Origin of the sequence: Arcanobacterium ihumii (genome assembly GCF_900604515.1) — a bacterium.
Classification (GTDB): domain Bacteria; phylum Actinomycetota; class Actinomycetes; order Actinomycetales; family Actinomycetaceae; genus Arcanobacterium_A; species Arcanobacterium_A ihumii.
In genome coordinates this window covers 150,529-170,870 of the sequence record NZ_UWOS01000001.1, presented here as the reverse complement: position 1 = coordinate 170,870, position 20,342 = coordinate 150,529, and the positions used below count along the sequence as shown (strand labels likewise).

The following is a 20,342-nucleotide window of genomic DNA, read 5'->3' as shown; positions in this document are numbered from 1 at the left end:
CCGAGTTGGATAATAATTATTTACAGAGGAGAGACGCGCCTTTCTTTAAGCGACACCTAAAAAGTAATAATGTAAATAATAAAACTCCTGCACGCTCGATTTGGGATAAAAGTCCGTATTGAGCACACGTTATCATCGTTTTGTGATTTCTAATTTGCTTTCTAAATTTTGCGACGCTGCAAGGTAGTATGGTGCTATCGAAATATTTTCGAGATTTTTTAGTTTTCTAATTAATTCGTCACTGAAGGAGAAACAATGAGTGAACTTCCAATTTCCGAAAAGAAGTCAGGCGGATGCCAATGTGGGTGCTCGCATGACGAAGCTGTTCTCGATGCACGCGAGCTCCCACCAATCATTCGCCATGGTGCAATTTTGGGTTCAATTTCGCAACTCCAACCAGGGGCTTCGTTCAATTTGATTGCTCCACACAACCCACTTCCACTGCTTGACCAAGTCAAGGAAGCTTACGGTGACTCAGTTGAGGTTTCCTACGTATCCGAAGAACCTTGGACGATTAAGTTCCTAAAGAAGTAAGTCACGTGCAAAAAGCAAAACAAGCTAGCGAGCAAACGAACAGTAAAGCAAGAGAATTAGGGGAGCGACGCCGCAAACCTAGTTTTCGAATAATGTTTATTTTGCTCGCCGGCTGTAGTTTGCTTGCAGGGCTAAATGCGGCTTTGCTGAAACTCGGCCAATGGGCACCAGTAGAGCCAAGCCAAGACCCAGCAGGTGGAAGTCACGGGCTCGTGATGACCCTTGGCTTCTTGGGCACGCTCATTTCCCTTGAGCGCGCCCAAGCTCTTGCTTCTAAAGACCAACGCTGTAGCTGGGCATACCTTGCTCCCGGTTTGTTTGGGCTTGGAGGAATAGTGGCTGCTCTAGGGGGATCGCCGTCGCTAATCGGAACGATAGGTCAGATCTTACTCGTTGAAGCAGCAGTAATCTTTGTCTTGATTTACGCATCTCTGTGGAAACGCGCATCGCTCACCTTAATCGCCGTTCAAATCCTGGCAGCGGTCACATGTTTTGCTGCTGCGTTATTATCTTTATTCTCCGAAGTCCATGAAGTTATACCCCTATTAGCCTGCTATCTGATCGTGACTATTGCCTCCGAACGTGCTGAACTCGCCCAACTATCGATGGGTCCACGTGCAGTTCCCGTTTTGCTATGGATGTCAAGCCTGTTGACTCTCACCTCGGTTATCGCGCTACTTTTCCCAAGCCTAGGGAATCGTTTATTTGGTGTAATGCAGTTCCTCATAGCTCTTTGGCTGTTAAAAGACGATGTTCCAAGGTACTTAATCAAATCTTCTGGTCTCCATAAATTTACCGCCACATCATTGCTGATGGGTTATATGTGGTTGATTGTTGGCGGTGTAACGTGGGTAATCACTGCGGGAACCATTGGGAGTGTTTATTACGACGTCGTCATCCACACGGTTTTCATCGGGTTTGGTTTTTCGATGATTATGGCACACGCACCCATCATTTTTCCCACGGTAATGGGAGTGCCTGTTCCATTTAAAAAACTTATGTACATTCCACTGATATTGCTACATAGCGGCTTAGCTATCCGAGTGGCAGGCGAATTGCTGCTTGGACAAACCGGTGTCTGGAAAATCGGTGGAACGCTCAACGTCATTGCAGTTCTCGCGTTCATGGTAAGCGTCGTCTATTCAATCCTTAGTGCAAAATTGGCAAAAGCCAAAAGGATAAGCACAGCAACCAAAACGAGTACGGAGACATGAAAAAGAATAGTAATAAGGGCAGAGTCCGCCACTTGCGGGATTTTGTAGCGGTGGTATGGATAATAATGGCGGCAGCGGTAGTCGTTGGCCGATCGTATTTTACCGCCTATGAATGGCTAGCCATCCATATTCTTTTCCTAGGGGCACTTACTCACTCTGCAATGGTTTGGTCGGAGTACTTCTCTCACACCCTCCTCAAAAGTAGAGCATCGGATAGAGATAATTTCACTCAAGATTGCCGAATTATCATGCTTGCTATCGGCGCTAGCCTTGTTTTTATCGGCTTCCCAGCAGGTTTGTGGATCTTGGTAGCTATCGGCGCGACCTTTGTGGGTGTGGCGATTATCTGGCACGTCGTCTACATCCTAATGAAAGTTCGCGTAGCGCTGCCGGGCCGTTTTCGCATAGTTTTGAGGTACTACGAAATTGCTGGTCTTATGCTTCCATGCGGCGCAACCGTCGGCATCATACTTGCTATCGGAGTCGGCGATGAATGGCGTGGCAAGCTTATGATCGCCCACATGACCTTTAATTTCCTCGGTTGGATTGGGCTAACCGTTATTGGCACTCTTGTGACTTTTTGGCCGACTTTGCTACGGGCTCGGATGCATGAAAAATCCGAGCTATGGGTGAAGCAAGCACTCTTACCGCTTTCGTTAGGAGTAATTATCATCGTCACGGGAGCTTTATTTGGCTCACGCGTCTTTGCGTTGCTCGGGCTTATCATCTATGCTCTGGGAATTTTCTGGTGGGGGCGGGCGCTACTTTCCCCAATTCGGAACAAAGGCGTACGCGAATACGCACCTGCTGCCGTAGGAATTGCCTCTCTGTGGGCAATGGTCGGATTGATGATGGTCGCATGGTCGCTTGCCTCTTCAAGTAGTTGGAGTACAGTTACCGAGCACCTGCCAAGAGTTGGGATTGTTCTGGCGGCAGGTTTCGCCATTCAGATTCTTACTGGTGCCCTAAGCTTCCTTATTCCGAGTTTGATTGGTAACGGTTCGGCGACTGTTCGAGCAGTTCAATCAAAGCTGAACACGGCAGCAACTTTCCGAACAATTACGCCGAATGCGGCTCTGCTGATGTGGCTGCTTCCGATTCCTTCAGGGGTGCAGAGCTCTTTAATTGGGCTAATAGCTTTGATTTATCTGGCATTCGTACCGATTATGGTTTCTGCGGTTAAAGCAGGAATAAAAATCCGCAAAGAATCAGGTGAAAATCAACAGTTCTTCGAAGATCCTGATCCGAAGCATCGTCAGTCTCTACTCGGTGGTGGAAAAGCTGATTTAGGGAAAATTCAAGGTGGGAAATAATCTAATGAAACAAGACGAAACTAAAAAAGGTGCTATTACCTCTGTTTGGTCGAGCATCGGAGTGGTTGCTTCTATCGCGGCAATACTATTGGCAATTGTTGTCGGTATGATCGCTAATTCGATGGGACATCTGGCTCCGTTTTCCCAAAATGCCTCGAGTGGAACAAACACCGCTGAGGTTAAGCCGACGGGTGAGGTGACCAAGGTTTCCGTGGAAGCTAGACCAGATATGACTTTCTCCCCGAATCGGATCGAAGTGCCAGTGGGAAATGAACTCATCGTGACGGTTACGAATAAAGATTCAGTTTCCGGACATGACCTTGTGATCGGGAAAAAGGCAACAAAACGTCTACAGCCTGGAGAATCCGAAGATCTTAATGCGGGAGTTATTACTGCTTCTACCACGGGACAATGTTCGGTAGCTGGCCACGCGCAAATGGGGATGAAGATTGATATCGTCGCGATCGGTTCCGATCAAAAATCTCAACATACCGAGACTGCAGGAGGAATGGACCACAGCTCCGGATCCCACGCGGGTCACTCCATGCCAATGGCGATTAGCGATGTAAAAGATGCAAAGTTAACGCATAGTATTGACCCAGTTCTTCAGCCACTAGAACCTAATAGTGGTCCAACCACAAGAAACATTACCTTGAAGGCGCAGGAAGTCACACTTGAAGTTTCTCCGGGCTTGTATCAAAAACGTTGGACTTTTAATGGCGAATCTATGGCACCTACGTTGCATGGGCGAGTGGGAGATACCTTTGTGATCACTCTGATAAACGAAGGGACCACTGGTCATTCGATTGACTTCCACGCGGGTGCGTTGGCACCTGATAAGCCAATGCGAACAATTAAACCCGGCGAATCGCTTGAATACGTTTTCCACGCAAATAGAGCGGGTATTTGGATGTATCATTGCTCAACGATGCCTATGTCCAGCCATATTGCGGCTGGCATGCATGGGGCGGTAGTTATCGAGCCAGAAGATCTCGACACTGTAGATGCGTCGTTCGTTTTCGTTCAATCTGAGATTTATTTTGCGAATGCAGCGCACAAACCTGACGAAGCAAAAGAACTCGACGCCGCCAAGATCCTTTCACGCGATCCGGATCGAGTGGTGTTTAACGGAATTGCCGATCAATACGTGCAAAACCCGCTGACACTGAAGAAGGGTCAGCGAGCCCGATTTTGGGTGCTCGACGCCGGTCCAAACGAGGACTTTTCTTTCCATATCGTTGGAGGTCAGTTCGACACTACGTGGACCGAGGGGACCTATTTAATTCGTAAGGGGGTCGGTGCTTTCGACAAAGCAACGTTGGGAGCAACTGCACCAAATACTGGTGGTGCCCAAGTACTGCCGCTACTTGCCGCACAAGGTGGCTTTGCGGAACTCAGTTTTGCTGAGCCGGGACATTACACAGCGGTTAACCACGTCATGAGTCTTGCTGAGCGTGGAGCTCGAGCCGTCATTCATGTCAAAGACTGAGCTCAAACGGTCTTTAGGGGGGGGTGAATTCTGGAACTCGGATCGGCATGTTGATTTCCATCAGTGTGGTGTCATCCCAAATAGCGCCTAACTTTTTCGAATATTCAAACTTGTGCTATAAATAGGACGGTTTGAGGTGATTTCTAAGAGTCACTTCGATATTTTGTGTACTACAAAGGGTCACTAATGAAAACGAAACTTAACGCCGGAGAGCTTGCACTAGTTTCTAGCACGCTCTTCGGACTATTCTTCGGAGCTGGAAACCTAATCTTCCCAGTTCACCTTGGTCAACTTGCCGGAGCAAACGTTTTCTGGGCCCTAGTGGGATTCATAATAAGTGCCGTAGGACTACCGATTCTCGGCGTCGTCGTAATTGGTGCGACTCACTCCAGCGGTCTTCAAGAGCTATCGTCGCGAATCGGACCGCGCTACGCGAAGGTCTTCACAGCGTTGCTTTACCTAACGATCGGGCCGTTCTTCGCCATCCCTAGAACCGCAACTACCTCTTTCACCATTGGGGTGGAGCCACTTCTTGACGGCAAAGAAAACGCAACCTTGACGCTCTTAATCTTTACCGCCGTGTTCTTTGCAGCTGCTCTTTTCTTCTCGCTTCGGCCCTCTGGTATTGTTACGTGGATCGGAAAGATCCTCAACCCAATCTTCTTGGCGTGCCTAGCGGTACTCGTGGTTGCTGCGCTCTGGAGCCCAGCTACCTCAGTGGGATCCGTCGATCCAGACGCTTCTTACCAATCTGGGGTATTCTTCAAGGGACTGCTGGACGGCTACAACACAATGGATGGCATCGCCTCGCTTGCCTTTGGCATCGTCATCATTAACGTTATTATGACGGTGGGAATCACCGAAGAAAGAGCAATCGCGCGTTCAACGATGAAGGCGGGAGTCTTTGCCGGTCTTCTCATGGCGTTTATCTATGTCCTGGTTACGATCATGGGCGTGCAGAGCCGTGGTCTTTTTGAAACGTCTGAAAACGGAGGCATCGCGCTTGCTCAAATTTCCCAGCATTACTTGGGATCCGTTGGAACTTTAGTCTTGGCTCTGACCATTACCTTTGCTTGTTTTAAGACGGCGATCGGTCTCATTACCGCCTGTGGTCAAGCATTCGAGCCCTTGCTCAAGGGGCGTGTCAGCTACAACAAGCTCGTCATTGCATTTTCGCTTTTCTCCTTCCTGATGGCGAACGTAGGGCTCACAGCACTTATCGATTATGCTGTTCCGATCCTAATGTTGCTTTATCCGTTAGCTATTTCTCTGATATTCCTTGCTTTCGTTGATAGCTACGTAAAGTTGCCTCGATCCGTTTACCTCTGTGCCACAGTTGGTGCAGGAATCGCCGCGATTTTCGACTTCCTCAAGATGTTGCCATTCGGTATCGAGGTAAGCTGGGCAGCGTCATTCTTACCATTGTTTGATCTTGGTTTAGGTTGGGTTGTGCCATCATTGATTGGTGCGATGATTGGAATTATCATCTTTGCGACCAGCCGTAACGGTAAAAATATGCGCTCATAACTCTGGGTATTTTTACTAACGTCGGACGTATCTCTCCTTGTACCGTAAGTGTTCCTGGAGCATATCTTCGTCAATGAGATTCTATATTATTCAATCATTTTCTTTTGTTGGCTGAACGGTCACTTTGCGTTAATCTTTAATGTTTAGTGTCTGATGCATGGTATTCCCAACGATTTCAGTTAATCGATCCGCGAAGAATAAGCGATCTGATCGACCCGATAAACATGAATTAGCTTTGGCAACAGTCCTTCTTGTTCCTAACCTAGTCTTTCTGGGAATATTTACCTATCGTCCACTTGTAGATAATATTCGACTTTCTTTCACTGACTGGAATGTTTCGGCACCTGTAGCTAACTGGGTTGGTTTGCAGAATTATCAAGAATGGTTAACACACCCTGAAACATGGACGGTTGTTTACAATACGGTTCTCTTCACCGTCGCAACAGTAATTGGTTCGTTGGTTCTTGGATTGGTTCTCGCATTGCTTCTCGACCAGAAGCTTGCGGGACGTAACTTCGTCCGCTCTGTGGTATTTGCTCCATTTGTAATTTCAGGCGCTGCAATTGGCGTCGCATTTCAATTCGTGTTTGCGCCTGATTTTGGATTAATTACGGATGTTATGAAGCGCTTCGGTCAAACGGCACCTGATTTCTACCAGAACCCGCAGTGGGCACTTCTTATGGTGACGTTGACCTACATCTGGAAAAATCTTGGTTACACGTTTGTTATATACCTTGCTGCATTACAAGGAAGGCGTAAAGATTTAGACGAAGCTGCAGAGATTGATGGGACCTCACCGTGGCGTCGTCTTATTAGAGTTCTGCTCCCTCAACTGCGTCCAACCACATTTTTCCTTTCAATCACGGTGTTGCTTAACTCGATGCAAGTCTTTGACATTATCAATGTGATGACGCGTGGAGGGCCGCAGGGAACGGGAACTACCACGATGGTGTTCCAGGTCTACCAAGAAACATTTGTTAATAACCGTGCGGGATATGGAGCCACCGTTGCCACGTTATTGTTCCTAGTTCTTCTTGCTATCACTGTGATTCAAGTCCGCGTTATGCAACGAGGAGAAAAATGATTTCCTTAACTCCGCAGAAAGTGCATGATCGAGTAAAAGCGCGTCAGTCGAAAGATTCATTCGAAGAAATCAATTTCGTGGGTCGTAGTTCAAGCTTCACTGTGCTTGGCTACGTAACCATGGGTTTAGCGCTTTTAATAATTCTGGTCCCACTGTGGTGGATTGTTAGTACTTCAGCTAAAACCCAAGGAGATATTTATACTTCTCCTGCCACATATTGGCCAAACCCTTGGACGTTCGAGAACTACCGCATCGTCCAAAATGACCTTGCGTTTGGTTCATACTTGCGGAACTCGATAATAATCACGGTGGTTCTTTCGAGTATCAAGATTGTCCTTGGAGTGGCATCGGCTTACGCACTAGCGCTTTTGCGTTTCCCTGGTCGCAACTTAGTTTTCATGGTGGTTATTGCATCGTTAATGGTTCCGAACCAGATTACTGTTATTTCGAATTACTCTCTCATTGCGAATTTAGGATTGCGAAACACCTTCGCAGGTATCATCCTGCCGTTGGCTGGAACAGCGTTTGGAACGTTTCTTATGCGCAATCATTTTCTTTCACTCCCTAAAGAAGTAATTGAATCTGCTCGCATAGACGGTGCCGGGCCATTGAAATTACTATTCCGTATTGTTTTGCCAATGTCTTGGTCCACTCTTTCTGCTTTTGCTTTGATTACGATCGTCAACGACTGGAATGAATATCTATGGCCATTCCTGATGTCCGACGACGAAAGCACTGCTCCTCTCCAGATTGGTCTGACGTTTTTACAAAATAACGAAGGTCTAACCAACTGGGGTCCGGTTATGGCAGGCACCGTTCTTGCTGTATTGCCGGTTCTCATAGTGTTCGTAATCATGCAAAAGAGCATGATTAAGGGGCTTACATCCGGTGCGGTTAAGGGATAAGCGCATGTGCTTCATTGCGAGCCGAATAAAACTGTCACAATTTTTCAATTTGAAAAACCATCTCTGTATTTTGAAAGGTACATGATGAAACTTCATAAAAAAGGACTCGCGGGTTTAGCCGTAGTGACACTTCTCCTCACGGGATGTGCAGGTACTGGTTCTAGCTCCGACGATTCGAGCAAGTCGAATGATTCGAATGGTCCAGTAACTATTGATTTCTGGTCGAATCATCCGGGATCGTCGAAGACAATTGAAGAAAAGATTATTGCCGATTTCGAGGCTAAGTATCCTAATATCAAGGTGAAGCTTACGGATGCAGGTAAAAACTACGAAGAAGTTGCGCAGAAATTTAATGCGTCACTATCCGGTGGTCAGGTGCCAGACGTAGTCGTTGCCTCGGATGTTACCTGGTTCAATTTCGCACTTAACAAGCAATTCGAGCCACTAGATGATTTATTAAAGAATGCAGATGCTAAGGCTGATGATTACGTTCCGAATCTCTACGACGAATATAAACTCGAGGATTCACACTTCGCTGTTCCATACGCCCGATCGACGCCACTGTTTTACTACAATAAAGACCTCTGGGCTACTGCTGGTTTGCCAGATCGCGGACCGAAAACTTGGGATGAGTGGAACACTGATTTTGCACCAAAGCTGAAGGCTGCAAATCAGGCGGTGACTCCGCTTATTATTCCAGATGGCGCAAACTATATGGATTGGTATTTTCAAGGTATGATCTGGTCATTTGGTGGAGCATTCTCCAAGGACTGGACGATGACGATGTCCTCTCCAGAATCAATCAAAGCCGGAGAATTCCTCCAAAGCCAATTTAAGCAGGGATACTTCAAGGCAACAAAGGATGCAACGGCTCCGTTTGTTGCTGGACAGTCAGCTGCAATCGTCGAATCAACTGGCTCACTCAAGGGTGTTTCCAAGGACGGAAAGATCAAAGTTGGCACTGCTTTCTTGCCGGCTCCGGAAGGAAAGGTTGGCGTCTCTACGGGAGGATCAGGTATTGCGATTCCTGCTAAGTCTAAGAACAAGGAAGCTGCCGCAAAATTCATTGCGTTCTTAACGAGCCCAGAGAATACAATTACATTCTCCCAAAATACCGGTTATATGCCGGTTCGTACTTCGGCAAAGGACCTCCCAGAAGAAAAAGCATATTTCGAGAAGAATCCGAACTTTAAGACTGCAGTTGATCAGCTCTCACATACCCAGAAGCAAGACGCCGGTCGCGCATTTGTTCCAGGAGGTGGAATGAGGATCGGAGCAGCTTTGGACAAGATTTCGCAAGGTGCCGATGTTGCGGCAACGTTCAAAGCTCTAGACGAAGAACAACAGAAGATCATTGATTCCCAAATCAAGCCGAAGCTCAAGTAGCTCATATTAATTCTTGGGTGGAGCGACCTATGGGCATCGAACGACAAGGGGTCGCTTCACCTGAGGGTTTATGGCTGTGATGCCAAAAATCAAATTATAAAATTAAAACGATCACAAGGACGATTACGTGGCTAGTGTTACATTTGACCAAGCAACTCGCATCTTTCATGGAGCGTCTCAACCTGCTGTTGACTCACTTGATTTAACGGTGGGAGACGGCGAATTCTTGGTCCTTGTTGGACCTTCCGGTTGTGGAAAATCAACTTCGCTAAGAATGGTGGCTGGTCTTGAGCCAACAACAACTGGTCGTATTTTTATTGGTGAACGTGACATGACCGGCGTACGTCCACGGCAAAGAGACATCGCGATGGTGTTTCAGTCTTATGCACTTTATCCGAACATGACTGTACGGCAGAACATGGCGTTTGCTCTCGAAAACCAAAAATTTGGTAAAAGTGAAATCGAGGAGAGAGTTCGTCTTGCGTCATCGATGCTTGAACTCGATGATTTGCTTGATCGTAAACCTTCGGCTTTGTCCGGTGGGCAACGTCAGCGAGTTGCAATGGGAAGAGCAATCGTACGAAAACCAACTGTCTTTTGCATGGATGAGCCTCTATCTAATCTCGATGCAAAACTGCGTGTTTCGATGCGAGGAGAGATTGCAAATTTACAACGTCGTTTAGCCACAACCACCATTTACGTTACTCACGATCAAGTTGAAGCTATGACGATGGGTAATCGAGTCGCTGTTATGCTCAATGGAAAGTTGCAGCAAGTTGATACCCCACAAAATTTATACTCCCAACCAGCGAATGTATTCGTTGCTGGTTTTATCGGCTCTCCAAGTATCACATTGTTTTCATGCCCAGTTACCCAAGAGGGAGCGCACCTTGGTTCGCATGTGATTCCATTGCCACGCACAATTTCTGCGGTCGCCAAGAGCAATATTATCCTTGGTGTTCGCCCGGAATCATGGGAAATTGTTGGCGCAGATTTAGACGGTATTATTCTCGCTACCGATTTTGTGGAAATGCTTGGTTCGCAAACGTATCTATATGGTCAAGCTATTGATCCTCAGGTTGAATTCCGTTCGGAACGTATCGGTGTACTGCTTGAACGCAATATGTATCCCCAGGCAGGTGATTCGATAAAGATTCGTCCGCGTCAAAATGAACTATATTTCTTTGATCCGGATACCGAAAAAGCACTTTGGTGATCAAATAACAGATGGGCGGCGATTACTGATCTCATAGATCTCTATCGTCGCCCTTTTCATTCCTAACAGAACTTTTCATTCTTTGAATATGAGCCGATCACTGTTGCAACAATGTGCGTGCTCGTTAAATGGTGTGCCAGAAATTGGAGATAACCTCGTTGCGATTCTGTAACCCAGTTTTCTTCAAAATGTTGTGTACATGAACCTTCACCGTCGTTTGGTTAATAAACAGACTGTTCGCAATATGCTGGTTACCTTCACCTTGGATCAGTAATACCAATACTTCTTCTTCGCGTGGTGAAAGGTAGTAGCGCTTGGCATAAACTGACGCTTCTTCTTTGATGAAACGGGTTTGATCGTGGCACACATTCACTGGTGGAGTGTCAAAGTGAAGGCGAAGAATTCCAATTCCTCTCCATGCAAAGTATGTGAAGCTGAAGATCGCCAGGGCATTTTCGATTAGGTTTCGCTCGGGGAGAAGATAATGACCACTGGGGAGTCGAAGTAAACCATTGGAAAGAATAATTACATAGACGTTGTATAGCAGCGATCCGATGGTTAGGAACGAAAAACCTATGAGGAAAAGAAAGTGTTTCCTCAATAATATTTTTCGGACCTTGTCTGCTTTAGCGATGAAGTAACAAGTGATAAAGACGATAAGGGTAAGTATCCAAATGGTTCGCATAGTAAAGAACCAAAACTCGCGAAGCTGAGCATCTCTGGTAAGGAAATAGGTTCCACAGCTTCCAACGACGAAACCGCCTATCGGGATACCAATCCAAGGTTTTGGAAGATCTAAATATTCCATGAAAAGTAACCAGATGCCGCCAACTAAGAGTGACCCATAGATAACGGATTCAATCGGTCCAGTGATGGTATAGATACTTCCGTTACGTTCGAAGAGGTAATCATACCCATAGGCGCATGTGCGAAATACCAGAGCGACGTCGAAAAAATACGTTAAGCAAATAAACGATCCTATGAGATATGTACGTTTATGGGAAACAATGAAGGTTGAGAGAACGATGGCGCCGGCGATAATCGTCAAAAGAAGCACACCGAGAGTGTAATAGTAAAGCCAAACGTCCATAATTCTCCTTTGAATTATTCTGTAGTTTCCATCATAAATACTGTGGCTTACGGATTACAATACTCCGCCGGGTGTTTTTGCAGTTAAAAGGGGCTGTGGAAGAGAGGTAGCCGTAGGCAAAACAGGTCCTTTTGTCCTTGGCTACCCCTCGATCCTCATGCTGTTACTGACCATAGATAAGGGTCTGAGCTACTAGGAGTCCGCCTCCAAAGACCAATACGAACACGACCATTGGCCACACAAAACGCAACCAGTGTGAATACTTCATATTGAGCATTTGCAGCGTAGCCATAACTAAGCCGGTTGGTGCAAGGAATAGCATTGCGTACTGCCCCCACTGGTAAGCACAGACGATTATCCAGCGAGGAATGCCAACTGAATCTGCTAAAGGCGCCATAATCGGCATCGAGAGTACGGCAAGTCCGGAAGATGACGGCACAACGAATCCTAGGAAGAAGAAAATCACGAGCATCATCAGTATGAAGATAGGTCCGTTCATTCCTTTAACCAAGCTCGTTGCCGAATTCAGCATCGTATCCGAGATCAGTCCCTCATTGAGTACTAGGTTGATTCCACGCGCTAGACCGATGATCAAAGAAACGGCTACCAGCGATGAAGCGCCCTCCGCAAAAGCATCCACGAGCTGCTTTTCAGTGAGCCTGTCTTTCCCGGTTGCGGCTAGAACCATGACGATAACGGAAATCGTGAGGAAAGAGGAAGCCATGGTGGGGAAGTACCATCCCTTAGCCATTACTCCCCACACCATGAGTGGGAACGCAATGAAGAAGAGCAAAAGGATAACTTTCTTCTTTAGATCGAAAGCTGCAACTTCGCCGTCGTGATTCATTCCCCAGCGAGCAACGAATTCCTCGTGGTCTTCATAGGTGTAGGACGCCGTTGGATCCTTCTTAATCTTCTTTGCATACCAGTACATGTATCCGATTACGACGGCGGCACCGACTATACAGCCGCCTACGCGCCACCAGATACCTTCTGTAAAGGAGGTACCTGCCGCGTTAGATGCGATAACAACTGAAAATGGGTTGATCGTAGAGAACGTAGTTCCCATCGAACCAGCGAGGAAGATTGCGCCAACTGAAATAATGGCATCATAACCCAGCGCCACGAAAATTGGACACATGATCGGATAGAAGGCAACGGCTTCTTCTTCCAAGCCGCACAAACTTCCGCCCACAACCATGAAGATACTCATGGCAAAGACCAATACGAATTCATGCCCCTTGGTTTTCTTCGTCAGACCCATCAATCCTGATTCAAAAGCTCCAGAAGCACGGACTACACCAATCAATCCACCCAGAACAAAAATGAAAACCATAATATCTACAGCTTCCATCGTTCCGCGTACCATGGCATTGGGAACTTGCTCGACGCCGGCAGGGTTTGATTCTAGATTCTCGTAGGTGCCTGGGATTGAAATTGGCTTAGAAATTGCGCCGTTGGTGAATTGGTCAAGATCAATCTTGACACCAAGTCGGTCGAGCTCTTTTTGTGTAGCCTCGACCTTGTCTTTGGTTCCATCGGGTTCAGTTACTGTAAACTGCGAGGTCTGAGCGTTGTATTCGAGTTTTGAGTATTGGCCTGCAGGTACAAACCACGTTGCAGCTACAGCCACGATCGTCAAAACAAACAGGATAGTAAATGCGCTTGGGACGCGAAAACCACGTCTCTTCTTCTTCGCCGTAGGAGGTCTATTTGCCTCAGCTTCCTCCGTTACGACGACGTTGGATTGGCTCATTGATCTGCTCACTTTCCGTTTGCACCAGCAATGATAGCGGTTCCAGCTTTGCCTCTTACACCGTCTTTAGCGCGGATCAATGATGTGATTACCGCCTTCTTTCCGGGGTGTCCAGATACAAACTCCAAGCATGCATCGACCTTTGGCAACATAGATCCGCGGGCGAATTCACCTGCATTGATTAGCGCACGAGCCTCAGCTTCGTCCATCTGTGAAAGTGCGCGTTGTTTGGGCGTGTTATAGCCGACGTAGACTTCGTCAACCGCTGTCAAAATTAAGAGGAGATCTGCATTTAACTCGGTAGCCATGAGGGCTGCGGTGCGATCCTTGTCGATTACAGCATCGACGCCATGAAGCTCACTTCCCGTCTTAATAACGGGAACGCCACCGCCTCCTGAAGCGATAACTGTGAATCCTTGATCAACGAGGGTGCTTACTACGGGAGATTCGACGATTGCAATAGGAGCGGGTGAAGCGACTACGCGACGGAAACCACGTCCGGCGTCTTCAACGTAAATATCGCCGCTTTCTGCACGGAGCTTCTTCGCTTCTTCTTCGGTAAAGAATGCCCCAACAGGTTTGGTTGGATCTTTGAATGCGGCGTCATTTGCGTCTACAAGCGTTTGCGTCACGATTGAAACGGCTTGTCCTTCGCGGCCGCGCTCCTTGAGCTCAAAGTCGATTGCCTGTTGAAGATGATAGCCGATGTATCCTTGGGACATAGCACCGCACTCAGCGAACGGAATTGACGGAGTACCTCCACCGTGAGTTGCCGAGGTATCCGTTGCAACCTTAATCATTCCTACTTGTGGACCATTCCCATGAGTGACAACTACTTTGTTGCCTTCTTCTACTAGGTCGACGATCGATTTCGCAGTGTTTTTAATCAATGAGAGTTGCTCTTGTGGACTCTTTCCAAGTGCGTTGCCGCCGAGCGCAACGACGATTGTTTGGTTCATGATTTCTACTTTCGAATATGTATGCAGTACAAGTAATAAGTCGGGGCCTGCGCGAATAAGCCTGCGCAGGCCCCGACTCTCTATGCCAAGGTTGCGTAGATAACGGCTTTAATCGTGTGCATGCGGTTTTCCGCCTCTTGGAAAACGCGCGATTGATCGGATTCGAAGACTGCGTCTTCTACTTCCATCTCGGTGACGCCAAACTTCTTTGCGATATCGGCACCGACTGCGGTCTGGGTATCGTGGAACGAAGGTAGGCAGTGCATGAAGATCGCTTCTTTATTTGCCTTGGCCATTAGCTCCTTGGTAACGCGGTATGGTTCGAGTTCCTTGATGCGCTTTTCCCAAATATCGTCTGGTTCGCCCATTGAAACCCAAATATCGGTGTAGATTACGTCAGCGTCTTTGGCGGCTTCATTGGGGTTTTCGGTGAAATTGATTGAACCGCCTGATTGCGCAGCTAGTTCTTTGCAAGTTTCAATCAACTCGGCCTTAGGCTTTAGATCCTTGGGGCAACATCCTACGAAGTGTAGACCAAGCTTCGCACTCACGACCATCAAAGAATTAGCAACGTTATTGCGTGCATCGCCCATAAAAACGAACTTTTGGTGGTTAAGTCCAGTTGGGAAGTTTTCTTCGATAGTTAGCACATCGGCAAGCATCTGGGTGGGATGGAAATCGTCAGTGAGACCATTCCAAACAGGCACTCCAGACTTTTCCGCGATCTCCTCCACGATCTGTTGCGAAAAACCACGGTATTCGATGCCGTCGTACATACGCCCCAATACCCGAGCGGTGTCTTCGATTGATTCTTTCTTTCCCATCTGGGATGAGCCAGGATCGAGGTAGGTAACGCCGCATCCTAGGTCCATTCCTGCAACTTCGAAAGAGCAACGAGTGCGAGTGGATGTCTTTTCAAAGAGTAAAACGATGTTCTTTCCTTCAAGGTAACGATGTGGAGTTCCGCTGAGCTTCATCTTCTTGAATTCTTTAGATAGATCGAGTAAATAACGGATCTCTTCAGGGGTGAAATCAAGGAGCTTGAGGAAGCTACGTCCGCGAAGGTTCAATGCCATGACTATGCCTTTCTGCCGTGGTCTACAGCCTTGTAGACCAGCTTTTGTGATCAACGTAGAAGTTGAGTAACAAGGTGTTTGTAACTTGTTGATTAATTACAAAATCGAGTAAAAGACTTAGGCAAGGGTAAATGGGGGAGGAATGGGGGATGAATACAGGTTTAGTTGCTTCCGATAATGATCTAAACCTTGTCTAAACCTCAATAAACCCGATGCTTGCTGAACTGGTTGAAAATTACTCTCATCAATTTTCTGAAAATGATCTGATGTCTGACAATTTTTTAGTATCTTGGTAAATAAGAATTTTGCTGAATCAAGGGGGACACATGCGAATTCTGTTTAGCTTCAAGGATGAAGCTTGTTTCACTAAGGCGGAAAAGTGGAGTGTTTTGCGTCCAAAAGCCAACGCTCTTGTAGCGTTAGCGGCTGCTCTGGGACTGGTGTTAGCACCGGCAACCGTAGCAAACGCCGAAGAAATTAGTCCGAGTTCCGACGCCGTCGCAACAGTTTCGCCTGCGGTACCACAGCCTGTGGGTACGTCTGAAACGCAGCCACTCGTGGCACCTAAGGCTACGGGGCAAAACTTTTTGCAGGTTGAACTTAAACGTACTGATACTTTGGGGGATAAAGTCTACGTTGGTGATCTGCTCACGTTTACGGTGAAGTATGTGAATGTTTCGAATGTTACGTTTACTGCTTACCCGGCGGAATCAAATCTCAACAATGTGCTCGTTGGCGATACGAAGAATTGCCGATGGGGAAGTTTGAATCCAAACGATTCGAAAACATGCCCATTTGCTCAACATCGAGTCACTGAGGAAGATCTAAAAACGGGATTCTTTGCGCCTCATACCGTTTGGAAAGCTACCAAAGATAGAGAGGGCACTCAGGTTCTCCAAGATAGGATCGTCGCGGACTCGCCAATAGTTTCAGTAGTTGTGGGCGATCGCCCAAAGCTGGTTGATCCAGCAACGATTTTTACGAACCGAGCTGACGGTGAACCAGTGGTACTAGCAACTGCTTATTCCGCCGGCTTTAACTGCCACCGCATTCCCGCTCTTACCACTGCGCCAAATGGATGGATTTTGGCGGCGTGGGATGGGCGTCCAGGAAACTGTGGTGATGCACCTCAGTCCAACTCAATTCTGCAAAGAATTTCCAAAGATGGAGGAAAGTCTTGGAGCGCAATTAATACCATTGCAGCTGGAAAATCGGGTGGATCTAATTTCTATGGGTACTCGGATCCCTCCTATGTAGTTGATCGTGAAACCAATACGATTCATATGTTCTTTGTAAAGAGCTTTGATACCGGCTTTGCGTATTCACAAACAGGAGTGGAGGAAACAAACCGCAAGGTGCTCCACGCTGCCACCATGATGTCGAAGGATAACGGCGAAACTTGGACGCAGCCGCGCGTCATCACCAAAGAAATTACGAACGATCTAGCTATTTCAAGCCGGTTTGCTGCTTCTGGTGAAGGTATCCAGCTGAAGTATGGCGCGCATAAAGGCCGTCTAATTCAGCAGTACACGGTGCGTAAGGAAGGTCGAAACCAAGCGGTTTCGGTGTTCTCTGATGATCATGGCGTTACATGGCACAGTGGAATTCCATTTGGAACAGATATGGATGAAAACAAGGTGGTTGAGCTCTCCGATGGCTCGGTTATGCTTAACTCCCGTTCATCTGACGGATCTACCCATGCTCGTAAGATCGGTATTTCACGAGACGGCGGAAAAACCTATACGGACTTCCACGCTGATCAGACGCTGATTGATCCAAACAACAACGGTGCCATCACGCGTGCATATCCGAACGCTCCGGAGGGGTCAGACCAGGCAAAGATCTTGTTGTTCACTAACGCGGCGTCGAAGACGACGCGTGAGAAAGGTACGCTTCGAATCAGTTATGACGATGGCAAAACGTGGAGCGCATCCAAGATGTTTGAGCCAAATCGTATGGATTATTCGACCATCACGCCACTCCCTACACCAGGTACATACGGTATTCTTTATGAACCGCATGATGGAACAGCACCTGTGACCGATTACCAAATCAAGTACATGCAGGTTTCTTTGGAGTGGTTAGGGGCGCTTGCTGTTAAGGCTGAGTCACCGATGAACGTGGTTCATCGTGGGAATGCTGAAATCACTTTGAAGCTTACAAACCTTGGAAGCGCAGTTGATGGTCTGAAGATCATTCCAGAACTACCACAAGGATGGGCTGCTTCAAGCATTGCCCCTATTTCGCTCGGGGCTGGAGTAACAACTACAGTCAAACTGCCTATTACTGTGAGCGGGAAAGCGAACCCGGGCAAGACCTCGATCCCTGTCACTGTGAAAGCAGGAACTCGGTCGATGCAGCTCAAAGCCGAAGTAGAGGTTCGCCTCTATCGCGATGAAAAAGGGGTTGCCCCGATTCGTCCAACTTTGAAGACGCCATTACCTGAGGAACTGGTGAACGAAAACGGGGCATTTATGAATGTTTTCGACGGCAACCAAGCAACAATGTGGCACACTCCATGGGCGGATAAGATCAAGCTTCCACTGGATATTGATTTGACGATTCCAAAAAAGATATCCGAAGTGCGAACCCTTAGCTTCTTTAACCGAAGCGATGCTCCAAATGGACGTATCGGAAAATACGAAGTGTACATGGGCACTAACGAAAGTGATTTAGTTAAGGTTGGTAGCGGTGAAGCTCCTAATGCTGGCGGCGAAGTAGCAGTTGTTCTTGATAAAAAACCAGAGGTCTCTCCAGTAGGAAACCTTGATGCTCCTTTACGCCCTACCTTAGAGAGAACGGCTTTTGTGCGTAACATTGGTGTACTGAGCCTGGCAGGATCCACCACATTGGAAAATACGCCTTCAAATAAGCTAGTAGAGACGGTGGACTCAGATTCAACCTTCGTCCGCATAAGAATATTGTCTACATACGGTAACCAGGTTGATACATTTGCGTCGTTGACTGAGCTTATGCTCTACGTCGATGTTTATGGAACAGATGCCCGAGAAGCAGTGTCGAATGTGACTCCAGGTGCAGGAAGCAAAATTGTGCCTCCAACGCCTGTGCTTAGCGATGAAGTGAATGCACAAACCACGCGAATGAACCTCAAGGTTTCAGAGTTAGCAAATACTGGATCAAACCTCGGTCTTGCTCCGGCATTGGTAATTTTGTTCCTTAGTGCAGGCATGGGGATTATTGTCGTCCATAAATGGAAGGGGGTACGGCAATAGGAACTGGGCCAGCTAACGCAAGTTAGTAAATAGAGGAGGGTGGGACGAAAACCTTTTTCGTCCCACCCTCCTCACATTACCTACGACGAAGTATGCCTATTATGCTGTGGTTACTATTTGGCGGGCAGAGAGGCAACTACGTCTTGAATTGCCTGAGGGATTGCTTCGATGATCCGATTGACGGCCGAGTCATCATGTGCAGCTGACACGAACCACGATTCGAAGCATGACGGCGGCAAAGACACCCCTGCATCGAGCATTGCATGGAAGAACGTAGTGTAAGCTGCCGTGTTTTGAGACTGTGATTGATCGTAGTTAGCAACGCCTGTCTTTGCCGGATTCTCACCAAAGAAGAGGCTGAACAGGTTGGAGGCTCGGTTAATCACAAATGGCAAACTTGCCTTTGTCAGTTCCTCGCTGAGTGTATTTACTAAAATATTGGAAACAGTGTTGATTCGTTCGTATACCGACTCGGTTGCCAGTTCAAGAGTTTTTAAGCCTGCTGCAGTCGCCAAAGGATTCCCGGAAAGCGTGCCCGCTTGGTAGACCGAGCCGAGCGGAGCTAAGTGCGCCATGATCTCTGCAGATGCTCCAAGGGCAGCAAGCGGCATACCACCACCTACAACTTTTCCAAAGGTGATAATGTCCGGTGTGTAAGCGAGACCTGCAAGCTCTGCCCCACGCCAGGCATGGCGTGCAGCTTGGTCAAATAGTGCAGTATCAGGCATCTTGGCAATGTGATTATTTTCAGCATAACCGGTTTCAAATCCCCAGAAACCAGCAGATGAGCAACGGAATCCCGTGAGCACTTCATCCATAATCATCAAGGCACCAGCGCGCTTTGTTTCTTCACGAATCACCTGGTTGAAGTCATTGATCGGCGGAACAATTCCCATATTTGCCGGTGAGGCTTCTGTGATGACGGCAGCGATTTCCTCACCACGCAAGACAAATGCTTCGCGCAGGGCATCGGCGTCGTTATAGGGAAGAACGATAGTATCAGCTGCAGTACTTACTGGAACTCCAGCTGAGCCGGGAAGTCCCTGGGTGGCAACACCTGAACCTGCGGCTGCGAGCAGTGCATCGGAATGACCATGATAGCAACCAGCGAACTTGATGATGACGTCGCGTTTGGTGATGCCACGAGCAAGGCGAATTGCCGTCATCGTTGCTTCTGTGCCAGTTGAAACTAAGCGAACCTGTTCAGCAACTGGAACACGGGTACTGATTGCATTAGCAAGATCGGTTTCTCGATCAGTCGGGGCACCGAAGCTAAGACCATGGGTTGCCGATTCTCGAACAGCTTCGATTACCTCAGCCGGTGCATGTCCAAGCAGGGAAGGTCCCCAAGTACACACTAAGTCTACGTACTCTTTGCCTTCGTTATCTTTAATATATGGACCGTAAGCATCGGTGATAAAACGAGGGACACCGCCTACTGATCCGAACGCACGTACCGGGGAATTAACGCCCCCAGGAATTGCAACTTGTGCCCGTAAAAATGATTCGTGAGAATTCACAATACCGTCCTTTGAATGAATGAAGATCGAATGAATGCTG

General features: G+C 47.5%; 15 protein-coding genes. 10 read left to right on the top strand and 5 right to left on the bottom strand.

Translation table 11 applies throughout. From position 1 onward, the window contains the following. Positions 1-255: 255 nt before the first annotated feature. The 9 genes from EIH22_RS00780 to EIH22_RS00740 all read left to right on the top strand — a co-directional run bounded on the left by EIH22_RS00780 (position 256) and on the right by EIH22_RS00740 (position 10,668). On the top strand, positions 256-534 hold the full coding sequence (locus EIH22_RS00780) for a DUF2249 domain-containing protein (protein ID WP_124053931.1): 279 nt from the start codon (positions 256-258) through the stop codon (positions 532-534). 92 nt (positions 535-626) lie between these two features. After that, positions 627-1,748 (top strand): hypothetical protein, encoded by a 1,122-nt coding sequence (locus EIH22_RS00775; RefSeq protein ID WP_200829127.1) that lies wholly within the window; start codon positions 627-629, stop codon positions 1,746-1,748. Beyond that, positions 1,745-3,061, top strand: a complete 1,317-nt coding sequence (locus tag EIH22_RS00770) for a hypothetical protein (RefSeq protein WP_124053930.1) — start codon at positions 1,745-1,747, stop codon at positions 3,059-3,061. The genes EIH22_RS00775 and EIH22_RS00770 overlap by 4 nt, the downstream gene beginning before the upstream one ends. 4 nt (positions 3,062-3,065) lie before the next feature. Further along, a complete protein-coding gene (locus EIH22_RS00765) occupies positions 3,066-4,550 on the top strand; it encodes a multicopper oxidase domain-containing protein (protein ID WP_124053929.1) in 1,485 nt (494 codons plus the stop codon). Between the two features lie 186 nt (positions 4,551-4,736). After that, a complete protein-coding gene (brnQ, locus tag EIH22_RS00760) occupies positions 4,737-6,077 on the top strand; it encodes a branched-chain amino acid transport system II carrier protein (RefSeq protein ID WP_124053928.1) in 1,341 nt (446 codons plus the stop codon). Positions 6,078-6,234: 157 nt separating this feature from the next. Then, on the top strand, positions 6,235-7,161 hold the full coding sequence (locus EIH22_RS00755) for a carbohydrate ABC transporter permease (RefSeq protein ID WP_124053927.1): 927 nt from the start codon (positions 6,235-6,237) through the stop codon (positions 7,159-7,161). Further along, positions 7,158-8,066 (top strand): carbohydrate ABC transporter permease, encoded by a 909-nt coding sequence (locus tag EIH22_RS00750; RefSeq protein ID WP_124053926.1) that lies wholly within the window; start codon positions 7,158-7,160, stop codon positions 8,064-8,066. The genes EIH22_RS00755 and EIH22_RS00750 overlap by 4 nt, the downstream gene beginning before the upstream one ends. 84 nt (positions 8,067-8,150) lie before the next feature. Beyond that, positions 8,151-9,452 carry an ABC transporter substrate-binding protein gene (locus tag EIH22_RS00745; RefSeq protein ID WP_235001713.1) on the top strand — a complete coding sequence of 434 codons (1,302 nt, stop codon included), beginning with the start codon at positions 8,151-8,153 and terminating at the stop codon, positions 9,450-9,452. 127 nt (positions 9,453-9,579) lie between these two features. Then, positions 9,580-10,668, top strand: a complete 1,089-nt coding sequence (locus EIH22_RS00740) for an ABC transporter ATP-binding protein (protein ID WP_124053924.1) — start codon at positions 9,580-9,582, stop codon at positions 10,666-10,668. A gap of 124 nt (positions 10,669-10,792) precedes the next feature. Here EIH22_RS00740 and EIH22_RS00735 read toward each other — a convergent pair whose 3' ends face one another. From EIH22_RS00735 to argF, 4 genes are all read right to left on the bottom strand, one after another. Continuing rightward, complete coding sequence (locus tag EIH22_RS00735) at positions 10,793-11,758, bottom strand: helix-turn-helix transcriptional regulator (RefSeq protein ID WP_124053923.1); 966 nt, start codon at positions 11,756-11,758, stop codon at positions 10,793-10,795. Between the two features lie 163 nt (positions 11,759-11,921). Continuing rightward, positions 11,922-13,514, bottom strand: coding sequence for a YfcC family protein (locus EIH22_RS00730; protein ID WP_124053922.1), 1,593 nt, complete (start codon positions 13,512-13,514; stop codon positions 11,922-11,924). An 8-nt stretch (positions 13,515-13,522) separates the two neighbouring features. Then, entirely contained in the window at positions 13,523-14,473 is a 951-nt protein-coding gene (gene arcC, locus EIH22_RS00725) for a carbamate kinase (protein ID WP_124053921.1), read from the bottom strand. 80 nt (positions 14,474-14,553) lie between these two features. Continuing rightward, entirely contained in the window at positions 14,554-15,549 is a 996-nt protein-coding gene (gene argF, locus EIH22_RS00720) for an ornithine carbamoyltransferase (RefSeq protein ID WP_124053920.1), read from the bottom strand. A 326-nt stretch (positions 15,550-15,875) separates the two neighbouring features. Here argF and EIH22_RS00715 point away from each other — a divergent pair, with 326 nt between their 5' ends. Further along, positions 15,876-18,782, top strand: coding sequence for an exo-alpha-sialidase (locus EIH22_RS00715; RefSeq protein WP_124053919.1), 2,907 nt, complete (start codon positions 15,876-15,878; stop codon positions 18,780-18,782). Between the two features lie 113 nt (positions 18,783-18,895). Here the strand turns inward: EIH22_RS00715 and hemL are convergent, their stop codons facing one another. Continuing rightward, positions 18,896-20,305, bottom strand: coding sequence for a glutamate-1-semialdehyde 2,1-aminomutase (gene hemL / locus EIH22_RS00710; protein WP_124053918.1), 1,410 nt, complete (start codon positions 20,303-20,305; stop codon positions 18,896-18,898). Positions 20,306-20,342 lie beyond the last annotated feature (37 nt).